Annotated in this window: 16 protein-coding genes; 7 read left to right on the top strand and 9 right to left on the bottom strand. The window is 69.3% G+C overall.

What is annotated here, in order from left to right:
* Nucleotides 1-43 precede the first annotated feature (43 nt).
* A complete protein-coding gene (locus IFU30_RS03990; RefSeq protein ID WP_192004389.1) occupies nucleotides 44-1,828 on the bottom strand; it encodes a glycoside hydrolase family 15 protein in 1,785 nt (594 codons plus the stop codon).
* A 218-nt stretch (nucleotides 1,829-2,046) separates the two neighbouring features.
* Here IFU30_RS03990 and IFU30_RS03985 point away from each other — a divergent pair, with 218 nt between their 5' ends.
* Entirely contained in the window at nucleotides 2,047-2,886 is an 840-nt protein-coding gene (locus tag IFU30_RS03985) for an SDR family oxidoreductase (RefSeq protein WP_192004388.1), read from the top strand.
* 23 nt (nucleotides 2,887-2,909) lie between these two features.
* Here the strand turns inward: IFU30_RS03985 and IFU30_RS03980 are convergent, their stop codons facing one another.
* Complete coding sequence (locus IFU30_RS03980) at nucleotides 2,910-4,088, bottom strand: FUSC family protein (protein WP_192004387.1); 1,179 nt, start codon at nucleotides 4,086-4,088, stop codon at nucleotides 2,910-2,912.
* Nucleotides 4,089-4,205: 117 nt separating this feature from the next.
* Between IFU30_RS03980 and IFU30_RS20605 the strand changes: the two genes are divergently transcribed.
* Nucleotides 4,206-4,334, top strand: a complete 129-nt coding sequence (locus IFU30_RS20605; RefSeq protein ID WP_255467562.1) for a hypothetical protein — start codon at nucleotides 4,206-4,208, stop codon at nucleotides 4,332-4,334.
* Between the two features lie 92 nt (nucleotides 4,335-4,426).
* Here IFU30_RS20605 and IFU30_RS03975 read toward each other — a convergent pair whose 3' ends face one another.
* A complete protein-coding gene (locus IFU30_RS03975; protein ID WP_086472957.1) occupies nucleotides 4,427-4,990 on the bottom strand; it encodes a Dps family protein in 564 nt (187 codons plus the stop codon).
* Between the two features lie 188 nt (nucleotides 4,991-5,178).
* Here IFU30_RS03975 and IFU30_RS03970 point away from each other — a divergent pair, with 188 nt between their 5' ends.
* The 3 genes from IFU30_RS03970 to IFU30_RS03960 all read left to right on the top strand — a co-directional run bounded on the left by IFU30_RS03970 (nucleotide 5,179) and on the right by IFU30_RS03960 (nucleotide 6,245).
* Nucleotides 5,179-5,499 carry a DUF7882 family protein gene (locus IFU30_RS03970; RefSeq protein ID WP_064297077.1) on the top strand — a complete coding sequence of 107 codons (321 nt, stop codon included), beginning with the start codon at nucleotides 5,179-5,181 and terminating at the stop codon, nucleotides 5,497-5,499.
* On the top strand, nucleotides 5,496-5,762 hold the full coding sequence (locus tag IFU30_RS03965) for a hypothetical protein (protein ID WP_192004386.1): 267 nt from the start codon (nucleotides 5,496-5,498) through the stop codon (nucleotides 5,760-5,762). Before IFU30_RS03970 ends, IFU30_RS03965 begins: the two co-directional genes overlap by 4 nt.
* A 180-nt stretch (nucleotides 5,763-5,942) precedes the next feature.
* Nucleotides 5,943-6,245, top strand: a complete 303-nt coding sequence (locus IFU30_RS03960) for a DUF7882 family protein (RefSeq protein WP_085512050.1) — start codon at nucleotides 5,943-5,945, stop codon at nucleotides 6,243-6,245.
* A 79-nt stretch (nucleotides 6,246-6,324) separates the two neighbouring features.
* Here the strand turns inward: IFU30_RS03960 and IFU30_RS03955 are convergent, their stop codons facing one another.
* From IFU30_RS03955 to IFU30_RS03930, 6 genes are all read right to left on the bottom strand, one after another.
* A complete protein-coding gene (locus IFU30_RS03955) occupies nucleotides 6,325-8,637 on the bottom strand; it encodes an exo-beta-d-1,3/1,6-glucosidase (RefSeq protein WP_192004385.1) in 2,313 nt (770 codons plus the stop codon).
* Nucleotides 8,634-9,686 carry an ABC transporter permease gene (locus tag IFU30_RS03950; RefSeq protein ID WP_079704857.1) on the bottom strand — a complete coding sequence of 351 codons (1,053 nt, stop codon included), beginning with the start codon at nucleotides 9,684-9,686 and terminating at the stop codon, nucleotides 8,634-8,636. The genes IFU30_RS03955 and IFU30_RS03950 overlap by 4 nt, the downstream gene beginning before the upstream one ends.
* A gap of 1 nt (nucleotide 9,687) precedes the next feature.
* Entirely contained in the window at nucleotides 9,688-10,671 is a 984-nt protein-coding gene (locus IFU30_RS03945) for an ABC transporter permease (RefSeq protein WP_079704856.1), read from the bottom strand.
* Nucleotides 10,668-11,465 carry an ABC transporter ATP-binding protein gene (locus tag IFU30_RS03940; RefSeq protein WP_056009243.1) on the bottom strand — a complete coding sequence of 266 codons (798 nt, stop codon included), beginning with the start codon at nucleotides 11,463-11,465 and terminating at the stop codon, nucleotides 10,668-10,670. Before IFU30_RS03940 ends, IFU30_RS03945 begins: the two co-directional genes overlap by 4 nt.
* Nucleotides 11,462-12,334 carry an ATP-binding cassette domain-containing protein gene (locus IFU30_RS03935; protein ID WP_192004384.1) on the bottom strand — a complete coding sequence of 291 codons (873 nt, stop codon included), beginning with the start codon at nucleotides 12,332-12,334 and terminating at the stop codon, nucleotides 11,462-11,464. Before IFU30_RS03935 ends, IFU30_RS03940 begins: the two co-directional genes overlap by 4 nt.
* A gap of 103 nt (nucleotides 12,335-12,437) precedes the next feature.
* Entirely contained in the window at nucleotides 12,438-14,096 is a 1,659-nt protein-coding gene (locus IFU30_RS03930) for an ABC transporter substrate-binding protein (protein WP_192004383.1), read from the bottom strand.
* A gap of 132 nt (nucleotides 14,097-14,228) precedes the next feature.
* Between IFU30_RS03930 and IFU30_RS03925 the strand changes: the two genes are divergently transcribed.
* Together IFU30_RS03925 and IFU30_RS03920 are read left to right on the top strand one after the other, a co-directional pair.
* On the top strand, nucleotides 14,229-14,876 hold the full coding sequence (locus IFU30_RS03925; RefSeq protein WP_191940330.1) for a TetR/AcrR family transcriptional regulator: 648 nt from the start codon (nucleotides 14,229-14,231) through the stop codon (nucleotides 14,874-14,876).
* A 142-nt stretch (nucleotides 14,877-15,018) separates the two neighbouring features.
* Nucleotides 15,019-15,450, top strand: coding sequence for a hypothetical protein (locus tag IFU30_RS03920; RefSeq protein ID WP_192004382.1), 432 nt, complete (start codon nucleotides 15,019-15,021; stop codon nucleotides 15,448-15,450).
* Nucleotides 15,451-15,504: the final 54 nt, after the last annotated feature.

Here is a 15,504-nt window from a genome sequence, read left to right as displayed (position 1 = left end):
GCATGGGGCGGGTACCCGCGTGCGTGGGCAGGCCCGGGAGCGCTCAATCCTGCTCGGTGAGCTCCTTGATCGTGAGGGCCGCGTTGATGAGCGCGAGGTGGCTCAGCGCCTGCGGCAGATTGCCCCAGTGCGCACCGTCGGCCGGGTCGATCATCTCGGCCAGGATCCCGACGTCGTTGGTCATGCCGACGAGCTCGTCCATGGCCGCGATCGCCTCGTCGTGGCGACCGACGCAGGCGAGCGCGGAGGCCTGCCAGAACGCACAGGCGACGAAGGTGTACTCCTCCTGCTGCACGCCCGAGTACCGGTACAGCAGCGCCCCCTCGCCGAGTTCGGCCGTCAGCGCGTCGATGGTCGAGGACATCCGGTCACCGCGGTCGAACCCGCTCATCGCGTGCAGCAGCACGGAGGCGTCGAGGTCGTCGCTCCCGGGGAACATGACGTACGCCCCGCGCTCCTCGTTCCAACCGTGCTCATCGATCCACTCCCGGATGCGGGTCTGCTCGGTGCGCCAGCGGTCGGCACTGCCGGCGACCTGCCCGAGCTCCGCCAGGTGCACCGCGTCGCCGAGCGCCTGCCAGCAGCCCATCTTCGACGACACGTAGTGCTCCTCCTGGGGCAGCTCCCACATGCCGGCGTCGCGGTTCCGCCACAGGTCGCAGGTGCGGTCGGCGACCTCGGCGAGGAGACGGCCGGTCTCCACGTCGAGGACGTTGCCGGCGTCGACGTAGGTGCGGCAGATCGCGAAGAGGTCGCCGTAGACGCCGAGCTGCAACTGCCCCTGCGCCGGGTTCCCGCTGACCACCGGACCGATGCCGCGCCAGCCGGCGACGTCGTGCTCGACCACACCATCGGGCACGCCGCCCTCGAGGCCGTAGAAGATGTGCAGCTCCGGTCCGTTCTCGCGGATGGTGCGCAGCAGCCACGACACGGCGGCGTGCGTCTCCTCGCGGAGGCCGAAGCGGACGAGGGCGTGCGCGGTGTACGCGAGGTCGCGCACCCAGGCGAAGCGGTAGTCCCAGTTCTTGGCCCCGCGCGGGTTCTCCGGCAGCGAGGTGGTCGCCGCGGCCGCGATGGCACCGGTGGGGCTGAAGATCAGGAGTTTGAGGGCGAGGGCACTGCGCTGCACCTGATCCGCCCAGGGGCCTTCGTAGGAGAAGGCCCGGGACCAGGCGCGCCAGTTGTCGATGGTCCGATCGATGCCGACGTCGACGTTCGCCGGGACCGGCAAGTGGATCGGCTCACCGTGGGTCGCGACGATGATCAGCAGGTGACGGGACTTCTCGGTCGTCGTGAAGCGACCGGAGAGCTCCGTCGGCATGGCTCCGTCGACCTCGACCGCCTCCGGCCCGTACTCGTCGCCGACGACCGCGATCGTCGTCGCGCCGGAGCGGATGATGGGGCCGCGCGTGCTGTCCTCGATCCAGGGTGAGGCCGTGCCCAGTGCGGTCCCGGGCCGGACGCGCCAGGTGAACTCGACGCTGCCGGACACCCCGTCGATCCGGCGCGCGAGTTCGGCCCAGGGCAGGCGACCCGCGATGCCCGTGACGAGAGCGTCCGTGATCGTCGCCCGCCCGTGCTCGGTCGTGAAGGTCGTGCGCAACACGTTGGTGCCGGACACGTACCGCCGCGTGACGGTGTACTCGCCGACCGGCTCGAGCTCGATGCACCCGCCGGAGTCGTCGTCGAGCAGCCGGGCGAACACCGGCATGGAGCCGAGGTCGGGGATCGGCAGCCAGTCGACCTGGCCACGGAGTCCGATGAGGGCGACGGTGCGGCCGTCCCCGATCGGTGCGTACGAACGGAGATCCTCGCCAGCTGCGGTCATGCGCTTCACCCTACGAGGAGCACCTCGGAATCGTCGGGGCTGGCGGCCCCGCCACGCGGCTGCTAGCGCGGGACGCCTGGTGCCGGGCGGGCGTCAACCCCTGGAGGCGGATCGCTCGGATCGGCTTGGGTTGGAGCACCACAACCGCAGCATGCCGACATCCACAGCAGCACGGATCCACAGCAGCACGGATCCACAGCAGCACAGGGAGGAACACCATGAACCAGCCCGCTCAGCAGCAGCAGCCGCCCGGGACCGAAGGCGAACTCACCCCGCAGGCCGATCACGGCGAGACCGGCTACCGGGGTTCCGGCAAGCTCGAGGGCAAGGTCGCCATCATCACCGGCGGCGACAGCGGTATCGGCAAGGCCGTCGCCATCGCCTACGCCCGCGAGGGGGCGGACGTCGTCGTCAGCTACCTCGACGAGGACGAGGACGCCGCCGACACGGTCCGCTGGGTCGAGGAGGCCGGCCGGACCGCCCTCAGCATCGGTGGTGACCTCACGAGCCCAGAGCACTGCCGCGAGATCGTCCGCGCGACGGTCGAACGCTTCGGGAAGGTCGACATCCTGGTGAGCAACGCCGCGTACCAGATGACGCGGGAGAGCCTCGCCGAGATCCCGGACGAGGAGTGGGACCACACGCTCGCCACGAATCTGAGCGCGTTCTTCCACCTGAGCAAGGCGGCCGTCCCGCACATGGCTCCGGGTTCCTCGATCATCGCGACGAGCTCGGTGCAGGCCGACTCGCCGTCGCCGCAGCTCATGCCCTACGCCATGACCAAGGCGGGTCTCGCGAGCATGACCGCTACGCTCGCCCAGATGCTCGGTGGCGACGGGATCCGCGTGAACGCGGTCGCCCCCGGCCCGATCTGGACACCCCTGATCCCGTCGACGATGCCGCCCGAGACGGTCGAGTCGTTCGGGACGGACACCCCGCTCGGGCGTCCGGGCCAGCCCGCCGAGGTCGCTCCGCCCTACGTGCTGCTCGCCTCGGACGAGGGGAGCTACATCTCGGGCGCCGTCATCGCGGTGACCGGCGGCAAGCCGATCCTCTGAGGACCGCGCGCGCCGGGCGCCGGTCAGGCGTCGGGCGACCGCTCCGAGCGCTCGATCTCGGCGTGGATGCGGCGCAGCGCGAACAGCAGGTTCTCGCCGCCCGCATCCTCCGCCGGGTCGTCGTCGTCCGGCTCCCGACCCGCAGCCCCGTTCGCGCCCGCGTGCGCCGAGCGCACCGCCCGTCGCAGCGTCGTCAGCGCCCGGTCGGAGGCACGCAGCGCCTCGGAGAGACGCTCGTCGTCGATCGCGGCCTCGACGAGGTCGGCCGAGGCGTCGATCGCATCGGCGAGTGCACTCCGGACGCCCTCGTCGAGGTCGACCGGCACCGGGATCCCCCAAAGCGCCGCACGCAGGGCGTCACCGATCTCCACGACCACCGGCGCGATCCGTTCCAGGGCGGCGAGCGCCCCCTCATCCCCGCGGAAGTCGTGCCGGTTCCACCGCGTGCGCGGATTGGCCCGGCGGCTCTCCGCGGCGTCCTTCATCAGCCCGCGCGCGGCGTCGACGTCGTGTCGGATGGCGAGCAGTGAGCTGTCCCAGGACGGCGGGTCGTCCGGGGTCGGTGCCGACTCGGATCGGAGGGTGTCCGACATGCTCCGGAGCGCGCCGACCATCCGCGACCGCGCGGCCGAGATCCCGGCTGCCGACTCGCGGACGAACAACGGCGGCATGATGAGCAGGTTCACGAGGAGCCCGACGAGCACGCCGAGGGCCATCTGCACGAGGTAGCCGACCGAGAAGTCGTTGGCGTTGGCTCCGCCGATGATGATGACGAACAGCGCCGCGATGGGGACGTAGTCACGGCCCTGTCCGAGTCCCGGCAGACCGGCGAGCAGCGTGCCGAGACCGACCGACAGTGAGACGGACACCCAGCCTGGCGCGGGCGAGATGATGAGGAGCCACGCGAGTCCGATGCCGAGGCCCAGGCCGATGAGGGTCTGCAGGCTCGAGCGCACCGAGTCCATGAGCGTCGGTGTGAGGCTCACGAGGGCGCCGAGCGGGGCGTAGTAGGAGAAGTCGCCGAGCTCGCCCGGGAGCAGGCTGCCGAGGAACCAGGCCGCGGTGGCCGCGATGGCCACCTTGAGCGCGAGCATGAGGCGCCACGGGCGCAGCGCGGGCATGATCCACGCGCCGACCCGTTGCTTCGGTGTGCGGATGCTCCCCGTCGGGGTCTCGCGCCCGGTCACCTCATCACCGCTCATCACAGCCGCCATGCTGGTCTGGCCCTGTCGAAGCGTCAACCCCCACGCGCCGATCAGCTCGGCGGCCTAGCGTTGGTCTGGTCATCTCCGATGGCGACAACCAGGAAGGAAGCGAACATGACGAACGCATCTGCATCATCCTCACGTCCCGACGCGGAAGAGATCCCCGACGGTTCGGGCTCCGACGGTTCCGAGCCGAACGACGGCGAGGACACGGCGTCGGGTGGCGGCGCCGACGACAAGTAGTCGTCGCCGGCCCTTGGTCGTCGACGAACGACCGGGCGGCGCTGCCGACGACGCGTGGTCGTCGGGCGCCGCCCAGGGTCACCGCCTGCAGGTCAACGACTGCGGGTCGCCGTCCGGTTCTCCGCGCTGATCATCCACGCGAACTGCTCCAGCTGCTGGATGATCGCGTGGAGGATGTCCGCGCTCGTCGGGTCCTCATCGTCGACGTCGTCGTGGACCCGACGCATCGTGCCGACGACCGCCTCGAGTCGGACGGTGATCAGGTCGATCGTCTCCGAGGTGTCGATTTCGCCCTGCGGGTACTCGGGCAGTGTCGTGGTCTCGGCGACGATGTCGCTGCGACCGTCCGGCACGGCGTGCAGGGCACGCATGCGCTCCGCGACGGTGTCGCTGAACTCGCGCGCGGCGTCGATGATCTCGTCGAGCTGCAGGTGCGTGTCGCGGAAGTTGCGTCCGATGACGTTCCAGTGCGCCTGCTTGCCCTGGATCGACAGCTCGATGAGGTCGACGAGGACGGCCTGCATGTTGGCGTCGAGTTCCTTCGACGCGACGAAGCCCTTCTCGGCGTTCTGCCGACGGGTGGGCTTCGGCCCGGATCCTCCGGGAGCCGATCGGGTCGTGCTCTCGGTCTTGCTGGTCTTCTCTGCTGTTGCCATGGTTGGCACCTCCTGCACGGCAGGTTACGCACCGTACCTGTCGATCCCGGGGCCCTTGACATCGACGCCGAAGCGTCCCATCCGTGCCCGCGCGGCCGCCAGCTGGGTTTTCGGAGCCGAGAGTCTTAAGGTGAAGCGACACCGCGATAGACACCGCGTGACGCACAACGAGGAGAGCACGGCCCGCCATGGGAAAACTGATCTACGGTTCTGAGGTCTCGATCACCTTCGAGGACCGGCTGCTTGCGCACCTGCAGTTCGTGATCGGTGCGAAGCTCCGCCGGAACGAGGCCTTCTACTTCGGTTGGAAGGACGACCCGCGCGCCGGCGACGGGCGCAGCGTCATCTGGATCCACCCCTCGGTGCCATTGCGTTTCAAGTACTCGGGCAGTGTCCCGATCGACCTCAACCGCGCGTGGATCGACGCGCTGAACGTCACGGCGAACTCCGCCCACGGCCTCTCGGTCATCGCGGAGCCCGCTCCGAGCCGGACAGGACAAGTCGCATGAGCCGCATGGAGATCGTCTACCAGGGACTTCCGTACTCGATCGCCGTCGAGGATCCGGACGAGTTCCGCGCCGAGGTGCTCGACAGCATCTCCGCCGGACAGTTCCGGTGGCTGCAGGTCGACCGCGGTGAAGGCCAGCTCGAACCGATCAACCTGCTCATCGGCCCCGGGATCGGGATCGCGATGGGCACACCGGACGGCCCCTCCCAAGACACCCCGTCCTCAGCACTCCCCCAGGGGCAGGACCCCGACCTGCTGTCCTGACCGTCTCACCGAGCGGAAACACATAGCGCAGCCAGCACCCGGAAATCAACAGTTCAGAGCGACGATTTCAATTTTCCTACACTTGTTCGGCGGACGTTGAAGTGGGTCTCCAGGCTGGCCGCTCGACACCGGCGCATCTCGCCGTGTCGACCGTCGGAGGTCCGGAGAAGGGCAATCCACATGGGCGCGATCGTGTACGGAACGGGCGAGAACCGATTCCACCTCGAGGACCGGATGTTGGCTCACGTCAAGACCATCACCCTCATGAAGCTCCGCCGCAACGAGTCGTTCTCGGTGACGTTGCGCGACACCTCGACGGAACGCGGCCGCGTCACGCTCTGGCTGCACCCGTCGATCCCGCTGCAGTTCAGCTTCGACTCGGACGAGACGTTCGAGATGGACCGGCCGCTGCTCGAAGACCTCATGCACGGCGCCAACGGCGGCGAGGTCACCGTCCGCGCTGACGCGGACGAACTGGCGTAGTCGTCGCGAGCTCTCACGGGCGCCGCACGAAACAGGAGGGACTTCGTGCGGCCCCGTGAGGGTCCCGGCTGCCGGCGGCTCAGTCGGCGATCGTGAAGCGGACCGCGTGCAGCGCATCGGCCCGCGACGAGCCGCCCACCCGCAGCTTGAACTCACCCGCTTCGACGACCCGCCGTCCTCTGGCGTCGACGATGGAGCAGTCGGCGACGGGCAGTTCGATCGTGACCGTCGCCGTGTCGCCCGGTTCGATCGCGACCTGACGGAACGTCTTCAGCTCCTGGTCGGCCCAGCTCACCGAGGTGACGAGGTCGCTGACGTACACCTGCACCGTCTCGAGGACGGGACGCGAACCGCTGTTGTGCACCTCGACCTCGGCGCGCAGGGTGTCGCCACGTCCGTGGACGACCTGGTCGAGGCGCGGCTCCCCGTACTCGACGCTCGAGTAGGACAGTCCGTCGCCGAACGCGAACGCAGGCTCCTGGGTGAGGTCGGCGTAGCGGTCGCCGTGCTGTCCGCGGATCTGGTTGTAGTACGTCGGCTGCTGGCCGGCGTGCCGCGCGAAGGAGATGGGCAGGCGACCGGTCGGCTCGATGAGACCGAGCAGGAGTTCCGCGATCGCGCGGCCACCCTGCATGCCGGGGCTCGCCGCCCACACGATCGCGTCGGCGTGCAGCGCGGACGGCGGCAGCACGAGCGGCTTCGAAGCGAGCAGGACCACGACGAGCGGCTTGCCGATGGCCACCAGGGCGTCGAGCAGTGCCACCTGTCCGCCGATGAGCTCGAGCGTCGCGGTGGAGCGGCCCTCCCCCACGAGCTCGATCCGGTCGCCCACGACGGCGACGACCACGTCGGCGTCCTCGGCCAGAGCGACGGCTTCCGCGATGAGCGCCTCGTCGGGTCGCGCGGGCGTGACGACCGGCGGACGCGGCTGACCGTCGGGGAAGGTCGCCCCTGCGGGATCGGCCGAGAGCCTGAGGATGTCGGCTCCGAACGCGGTTGTGACCGTGCTCCCGGCGGGTGCGACCGCACGCAGGCCGTCGACCACGGTGGTGATCATCTCGCGCGGCTGGCCGTCGGGCAGCCAACCGGCCTGGCCGGAGTTGCCCGCCCAGTCGCCGAGCTGCATCTGCGCGTCGTCCGCGAGCGGACCCACGACGGCGATGCGCTGCGGCCCGGCCTCCGGCGTCACGATCGCCCTGCCTGCCTCGTCCGCCCGGTAGCCGCCGGCGAGCGGCAGCACGCCCTCATTGCGGAGCAGGACGAGCGAGCGACGCGCGGTCTCGAGGTTGAGTCCGGTGTGCTCCGGCGAGCCGATCACCGCGAGCTGCTCCGCGGCGTCCGGGTGCCGCGGGCGCTCGAACAGGCCGAGCGCGAACTTCAGGGTGAGGATGCGACGGACCGCCCGGTCGAGGTCGGCCTCCTCGAGCAGCCCGCGCTCGAGCGCCTCCAGGGCACCTTCGAAGAATCCGGGCGTGGTCATCACCATGTCGTTGCCGGCGCGGATCGCGGCAGCCGAGGCGTGCACGTAGTCCGGGCTGACGTGCTGCTCCCACACCATGCGGCCCACGTTGTCCCAGTCGGTGATGAGCGTCCCCTCGTACCCCCACTCACCGCGCAGGACGTCGTTGAGCAGCCACTCGTTGACCGTGATCGGCACCCCGTCGATCGACTGGTAGCCGAGCATGAAGCTGGCGCAGCCCTCGCGGGCGACCCGCTCGAACGGCGGGAGGAACCATGACCGCAGCTTGCGCGGGGAGATGTCGGCCTCGCTCGCGTCGCGCCCGCCCTGCGTCTCGGAGTAGCCGGCGAAGTGCTTGGCCGTCGCGAGGATGGCGGTCGGGTCGGACAGGCCGTCGCCCTGGTAGCCGCGCACCATCGCGGAGGCCAGCTCACCGATGAGGAACGGGTCCTCGCCGAAGGTCTCACCGACGCGCCCCCAGCGGAGGTCGCGGGCGATGCAGAGCACCGGCGAGAACGTCCAGTGGACACCCGTCGCAGCGACTTCGACGGCCGTGGCCCTGGCGACCCGTTCGAGCAGCCCCGGGTCCCAGCTCGCGGCCATGGCCAGTTGCGTGGGGAAGATCGTCGCGCCGAGGTGGAAGGAGTGACCGTGGATGCAGTCCTCCCCCACGATCAGCGGGATCCGCAGTCGCGTCCGCCCGACGAGTTCATGGGCGACCGCGAGGCGCTCCGGTGACGCGTGCAGGATCGAGCCGACGTGGGTCTCGAGCACGTGCGCCTCGATGTCGTCACGGGCGTCGAGCTGCATCATCTGCCCGACCTTCTCGCGGACGGTCATCCGCTCGACGAGGTCGTCGACGCGGGCCGCGATCGGCAGCGCGGGGTCGAGGTAGCGGGCGTCCTCGAGGTGGCGGGCGGTGTCGGTCTTCATCGTTCGGTGGCTCCAGCGCGTTCGGTGTGGGTCGTGTCGGTGATCGTGGACGGGCCGGTCGTCTCGGTGCGGACGGCGGTGACGCTCGCCCCGGGCTTGATGCCGCGCTTGCGGAGGGCCCTGGCGCGTTCACCCGCCGAGCGGAGTCTCGGGTTCACGTACTCGTCGATCCCGAAGTTGATGAGCGACAGCGCGACGCCGAGCAGGGCGATGCAGACACCGGCCGGCACATACCACCACCAGAAGTCGGGGAACGCGCCGTTCTGCTGCGCCCAGAACAGGATGGTGCCCCAGTTGAGGTTCGTGATGGGGATGACGCCGATGAACGCGAGCGTGGTGAGCCCGAGCACCGCAGCGGTGACCGTGCCGACGAAGCTCGAGGCGATGATGGCGGTGAGGTTCGGCAGCATCTCGACGGTGATGATCCGGAAGAGGGATTCCCCGTTCGCCTTCGCCGCCTGGATGAAGTCGCGGTTCCGCAGCGACATCGTCTGCGCGCGGAGCACCCGGCCGCCCCACGCCCACCCGGTGAGCGCCAGGACACCGGCGATGAGGAACAGGCTCGGGTTGTCGTACTGGGACGCCACGATGATCATCAGCGGGAGCCCCGGGATGACGAGGAAGACGTTCGTCAGCGCGGACAGCGACTCGCTCGTGAACCCCGAGACGTACCCGGCGGTGACCCCGATGGCGACGGCGATGATCGTCGCGAAGATCCCGGCCAGGAAGCCGACGAGGAGCACGCCCCTGGTGCCGTAGATCAGCTGGCTCAGGACGTCCTCACCCATGTGCGTCGTGCCGAGCAGGTGCGCGGCCGACGGAGCCTGGCGCAGCGCGGTGAAGTCCTTCTCGAGCGGGCCGTACGGCGCGATGAGGTCGCCGAAGACCGCGACGAGGACGAAGAACCCGAGGATGCAGAGCCCCGCGATCGACTTGCCGTTCCGGAACATCGCGAACGACGACGCGAACCGGGCGGCGAACGAGCGACCAGCGGGCGTCGGCTTGGGCGCCTCGGCGGTGGCGAGGGCCTCGGTGGTGGGGATGGTCATGTCAGGACTCCATCTGGCGGGTGCGGGGGTCGAGCACCGCGTAGGCGACGTCGGCCAGGATGTTCGCGACGAGGACGGTGAGCGTGATGACGAGGAAGAGCCCCTGCATGAGCGGGTAGTCCTTCGCCGTCGTGGCGTCGAGCAGCAGCTTGCCGACGCCCGGGTAGGAGAAGACCATCTCCATGACGATCGTGCCGCCGACGATGAAGCCGAGCGACAGGGCGAAGCTCGACAGCTGCGGCAGCATCGCGTTGCGTGCGGCGTAGTCGACGAGCACCCGCCGGGTCGGCAGTCCCTTCGCCTGGGCGACGGTCACGTAGTCCTCGTCGAGGACGGTGACCATCATGTTGCGCATGCCGAGGATCCAGCCGCCGAGCGAGGCGAGTACGATCGTCGCCGCCGGCAGGAAGCCGTGCGCGATCACCTGCCCGAAGAAGTCGAGCGAGAACTCGGGCCTCGACCCCTTGCCGTAGGCGTGGGAGGCGGGGAACCAGCCGAGCAGGGTGGAGAACACCGCGATCGCGATGAGGCCCATCCAGAAGTACGGCACCGTCGAGAAGAAGGTGGACAGCGGGACGATGAAGTCCGCCTTGCTGCCGCGTCGCCATCCGATGAGGGCGCCGATCGACGTGCCGAGGACGAACGACAGGATCGTCGCGATCCCGACGAGACCAACGGTCCACGGGAGGGCGGCGGCGATCACGTCGGTGACGGGCGCGAGCCCCTTCGAGAAGGACCGTCCGAGGTCGCCTGAGAAGAGGAGCCGCCAGTAGTCGAGGTACTGCTCGAGCATCGACTTGTCGGCGTCGAGTCCGAACAGGGTGCGCAGTGAGTCCGCTGCCTCGGGGCTGATGCGGCCCTGGTTCTTGGCGATGTACGCCGAGACGGGGTCGCCCTTGAGCATCCGTGGCAGGAAGAAGTTGATCGTGATCGCGGCCCACGCGGTGAACGCGTAGAAGGCGGCGCGACGGAGGAAGAAGGTCATGCGATGGTCTCCGTTCCCGCGAAGTGGCGGTCGGGGTCGGGCGACGCGTTGCGGAGGGCGAGCGTGTAGGGGTGCTGCGGGCGGAGGATCACGTCGTCGGCCGGGCCTCGCTCGACCACCTCGCCGTGATGCAGGACCATGATCTCGTCGCTGAAGTGCCGCGCGGTCGCGAGGTCGTGCGTGATGTAGAGCACGCCGAGTTGCGACTCGCGCTGCAACTCGGCCAGGAGGTTGAGGACACCCAGCCGGATGGAGACGTCGAGCATCGAGACCGGCTCGTCGGCGATGAGGAGGGACGGACGCGACGCGAGTGCGCGGGCGATGGCGACCCGCTGGCGCTGACCGCCGGACAGTTCGTGGGGCCGGCGGTCGATCGTGCCGGCCGGGTCGAGCTGCACGCGCTCGAGGAGGCGGTGCACCTCGTCCTCCACCTCGGCCTCGGGGACGACGTGGTCGAGGCGCAGCGGTCGCTCCAGGTGGTGGCGGATCGTGTGCGACGGGTTCAGCGAGGCGAACGGGTCCTGGAAGACCATGCGGACCTGCTGGCGGTAGCGGCGGAGTGCACGACCACGACGCGGGATCGCCTTGCCGTCGAGCAGGATGTCGCCGCTCGTCGCCCGTTCCAACTGGGTGAGGATCTTCGCGATGGTCGACTTGCCACTGCCGGACTGACCGACGAGGGCGAGCGTCTGGCCGGACCGCAGGGTGAAACTGACGTCGTCGAGCGCGAGCATGTGGCCGGAACCACGGACCCGGTAGCGCTTCGAGACGTGTGAGAACTCGAGGGTGGTCATGCGGTCACTCCTGCCTGGGTGGCCGACGTGGCGGCACCGGTTCCACGGACGAAGTCGCCGCGCTCGCCGGTGAGGCTCGGGAAGGACGCGAGCAGCTTCCGCGTGTACGGGTCCTTCGCCTGTCGGTAGATGCGTTCCGCCGTGTCGATCTCGACGATTCGGCCGGCACGCATGACGGCGATGCGGTCGGAGATCTCGAGGAGCAGCGGGAGGTCGTGGGTGATGAAGATGACCGAGAAGCCGAACTCGGTGCGGAGCTCGGAGATCTGTTGGAGGATCTCGCGCTGCACGAGCACGTCGAGCGCGGTGGTCGGCTCGTCCATGATCATCAGCTGCGGCTTCAGGGCGAGCGCCATCGCGATCATGACCCGCTGACGCATGCCGCCGGAGAGCTCGTGCGGGTAGGACTTCAGGCGGTCGCGGCCGACGCCGACGATGTCGAGCAGCTTGCCCGCCTCCTCGCGACGCTCAGCGCGCGACATGCCTCGGCGGTGCGTGGTGAAGACGTCGTCGAGCTGCCGCCCGATCGAGGTGACCGGGTTGAGGGCGTTCATCGCGCCCTGGAACACCATGGAGGCCTTGTCCCAGCGGAACGCGCGCATCTCTTCCTCGCCCAGCCGGCCGAGGTCGATGTCCTCGCCGGACTCGTCGTGGAAGACAGCGGTCCCGCCCGTGATGACCGCCGGTGGTTTGAGGAGCCGTTGCAGGCCGTAGGCGAGGGTGGTCTTCCCGCAGCCGGACTCGCCGGCCAGGCCGAGGATCTCGCCGCGGCGGAGGGTGAGCGAGACGTCGCGCACGGCTTCGACGGGTGGTTCCACGTCGTAGGTGACGCTGAAGGAGGACACCGTCAGCAGGTCGTCGTTGGTCACTGCATGAGTCCGTTCTGTGCTGATCGCGGTGCATGCCGTTGCGCATGCGGGAGGTGACGGGCGGGGCGGATGAGCGCCCCGCCCGTCGGCGTGGAGCCCGTGCCTACTTCGCGGCCTTGAGCTGCGTGAGGATGTAGACCGCGGTCGGCTGCGTCGGGTCGGCGGGCGCGTAGGGGTCGTCCTCGCTCGGCCATCCGGTGTAGTTCCGCGTGTTGTACGAACCGATGAACGGGCGCGTGCCGATCGGCATGGCCGGGACGTCGGAGACGAACAGCTTCTGCACCGTCTCGAGGGCGGCTGCGCGCGTCGCGTCGTCGGTCGCGTTGGCGTAGGCGGCGAGCGCCGCGGTGGCCTCCGGGCCGTCGTACCGCCCGAAGTTGAAGTCGGCCGCCTCACCCTCGGCGACGAGCCAGCGGCCGTCCATGATGTCGGAGTACAGGTCGTACGGCGTCGCGCCGGTGTCCGTCCAGTGCAGGATGGCCTGGAAGTCGCCGTCCGACTTCGCCGCCCACCAGGTGTCCTGGTCGGGGGTGTCGACCGTGGCGGTGACGCCCAGCGTCTTGACCGAGTCGGCGATGAGGCTGATGCCGGTCACGTAGTCGTTCCAGCCCTGCGGCACCGACAGCGTGAAGGTGACGGCCTCGCCGGACGGGTCGGTGAGGACGTCGTCCTCCCAGGTGTAGCCGGCGTCGGTCAGGACCTGCTTCGCGGCCTTCGCGTCGACGGTGTAGTCCTCGCCCTCGAACTCGGAGGCGATGAACGCGTCGCCCGCCGGGGTCGGGAGGCCGGTCACCGAGCTGAGCTCGGGGACACCGCCCTCGCGGGCGATCTGCTGGTGCTGCTCGCGGTCGATGACGAGGTTCACCGCCTGGCGGAACGCGGGGTCGTTGAACGGCTTCGTCTGCGTGTTCACGAACATCGCGTCGACGGCGAGACCGGCGGCCGCCCAGTAGACGTTGTGCTCCTTGTCCTTGTCGAGGTACGCGGACTGCACGTTCGGGATGAAGGCCTGCGCCCAGTCGGCGTCGCCGTTGGCGAGGGCGGTGGTGAGGGCCGTGTTGTCGTTGTACGACACGTAGTAGAGCGTCGGCACGGCCGGCTGCTCACCCCAGTAGTCGTCGCGGGCGGAGAGTTCGACGCTCTCGGTACTGAAGCTCGTCAGCGTGTACGGACCGGTGCCGACGGGCTCCGGGTTCTCGAAGGTGGCGGGGTCGTCGACGGACTCCCACACGTGCTTCGGGACGATCTGCTTGAGGAGCACCTTGTCCTGCTTCACGAACATCGGGTTCGTGAACGAGAGGGTGACGGTGTCGCCTTCGGTCGCCACCGTGGTGAGGCCGAGGGCCGAGTTGTCGAGTTCGGGGTGGTCGATGAACTGCTGGAAGGTGAACGCGATGTCGTCGGCGCTGAACGCCTCGCCGTCGTTCCAGGTGACGCCCTCGCGGGCGGTCAGGGCGACGGAGGTGTAGTCGTCGGACCAGGCGATCTCGGACGCGAGCCAGGGCTTCACTTCGGCACTCGGGTCGACGAGGTTGACGATCGCGAGCGGCTCCAGGATCGCGTTGATGTAGCCGAGCTTCATGGCGGACGAGTCGCCGACGTAGGGGTTGTTGGACTCGGTGGCGATCGAGCCGTCCGGCTTCGCGATCGTCAGGGCGGCGCCGCTCTCGGGGCCGTCGCTCGACCCGCCGCCACCGGTGCATCCGGTGAGCAGCAGGGCTGTGGCCGCGAACGCGGCCAGCAGTGGGGTTCTCAGCTTCATCGCTTTCTCCTCTTGGGTGTGCGCTGCGGCAGTGCGGCGCAAGTCGGGATTCGGTGATAACTTACTGACCATTCAGTAAGTTGGCAAGCGCGGTAGTGTCGGGCGCATCGAGGCCCCCGCGGAACGGACACCATGAGCACGGTGAAACGACAGAACACGGCGAAACGACCAGCCCAGCCACGCCCGGCGACTGTGGCGAGACGAGCCGAGGTCGTCCGGTCCGCGCTCGACGTCTTCGGCGCCAAGGGGTACGCGAACGGCACCCTCATCGACATCGCCGAGCTCGTCGACATGACGCCGGCGGGCATCCTGCACCACTTCGGATCGAAGGACCAGCTCCTCCTCGAGGTGCTCAGCTACCGCGACGCGACGGACGTCCAGGACCTCGACGACCAGCACATCCCCGGCGGTATCGACCTGTTCAAGCACCTGATCCGCACCGCAGCCGCGAACGCGCAGCGCGCCGGGATCGTGCAGGCGTTCGTCGTCCTGTCGGCGGAGTCGGTGACCGAGGACCACCCGGCCAGGCACTACTTCGACGACCGCTACCGGACCCTCCGGCGTGAGATCGCGGAGGCGTTCGAGGTGGTGTGCGCCGAGCGGGGCGTGGATGCGCCCGAGACGATCCACCGTGCGGCGGCGTCCATCCTGGCGGTCATGGACGGTCTGCAGGTCCAGTGGCTCATCGACCCTGCGGACGTCGACCTCGCCGAGACGAGCGAGTACGCGATCCGGGTCATCGTCGAGTCGGTGCTCGGGCCGGGCGCGCTGGACGACTGAGTCGCCCGAATCGGTCGGCTTTCCGGCTGATTTCGAGCGCTTTTGGGCGACTCACTGGGCTGAGCAAGATTCGAGAAGCGCCGCGGGGCTCGCAGGGCTACCGTGAGAGGCGGACCACAGCCCCGAACGGAAGGACGCCGACATGGCCGAGAAGCAGTCGAGCACGAAGAGCGGATTCAGCGCCGAGGAACGCGCGGCGATGAAGGAGCGCGCCAAGGAGCTGAAGGCGGCAGCGAGTCGCGAGGAGGCCCTGCAGGCCGTCGTCGACGCGATCGCCGACATGGAGGACGCCGACCGCGCGATCGCCGAGCCGTTGCATGAGCTGATCATGGGCGGCGACTCCGGCCTCGCGGCCAAGACCTGGTACGGCATGCCCGCCTACGTCGGTGCCGACGGCAAGGCGGTCGTGTTCTTCCAGGCGGCGGCGAAGTTCAAGGCGCGCTACGCGACCATCGGGTTCAACGACTCCGCGAAGCTCGACGACGGTGACCTGTGGCCGACCGCGTTCGGTGTCACCGCCTGGAACGACGCCATCGCGAAGCGCATCGCGGACCTGCTCGCCCGGGCCGTCTGACCCCGCTCGGTCGCTGGGCCGGTCGCCCGTCGACAGGCCTCCTCCGCTCCCTGA

Origin of the sequence: Plantibacter sp. CFBP 8798, from assembly GCF_014841195.1 — a bacterium.
Taxonomy (GTDB): Bacteria; Actinomycetota; Actinomycetes; order Actinomycetales; family Microbacteriaceae; genus Plantibacter; species Plantibacter auratus.
This window is presented reverse-complemented; position numbering and strand designations above follow the sequence as displayed.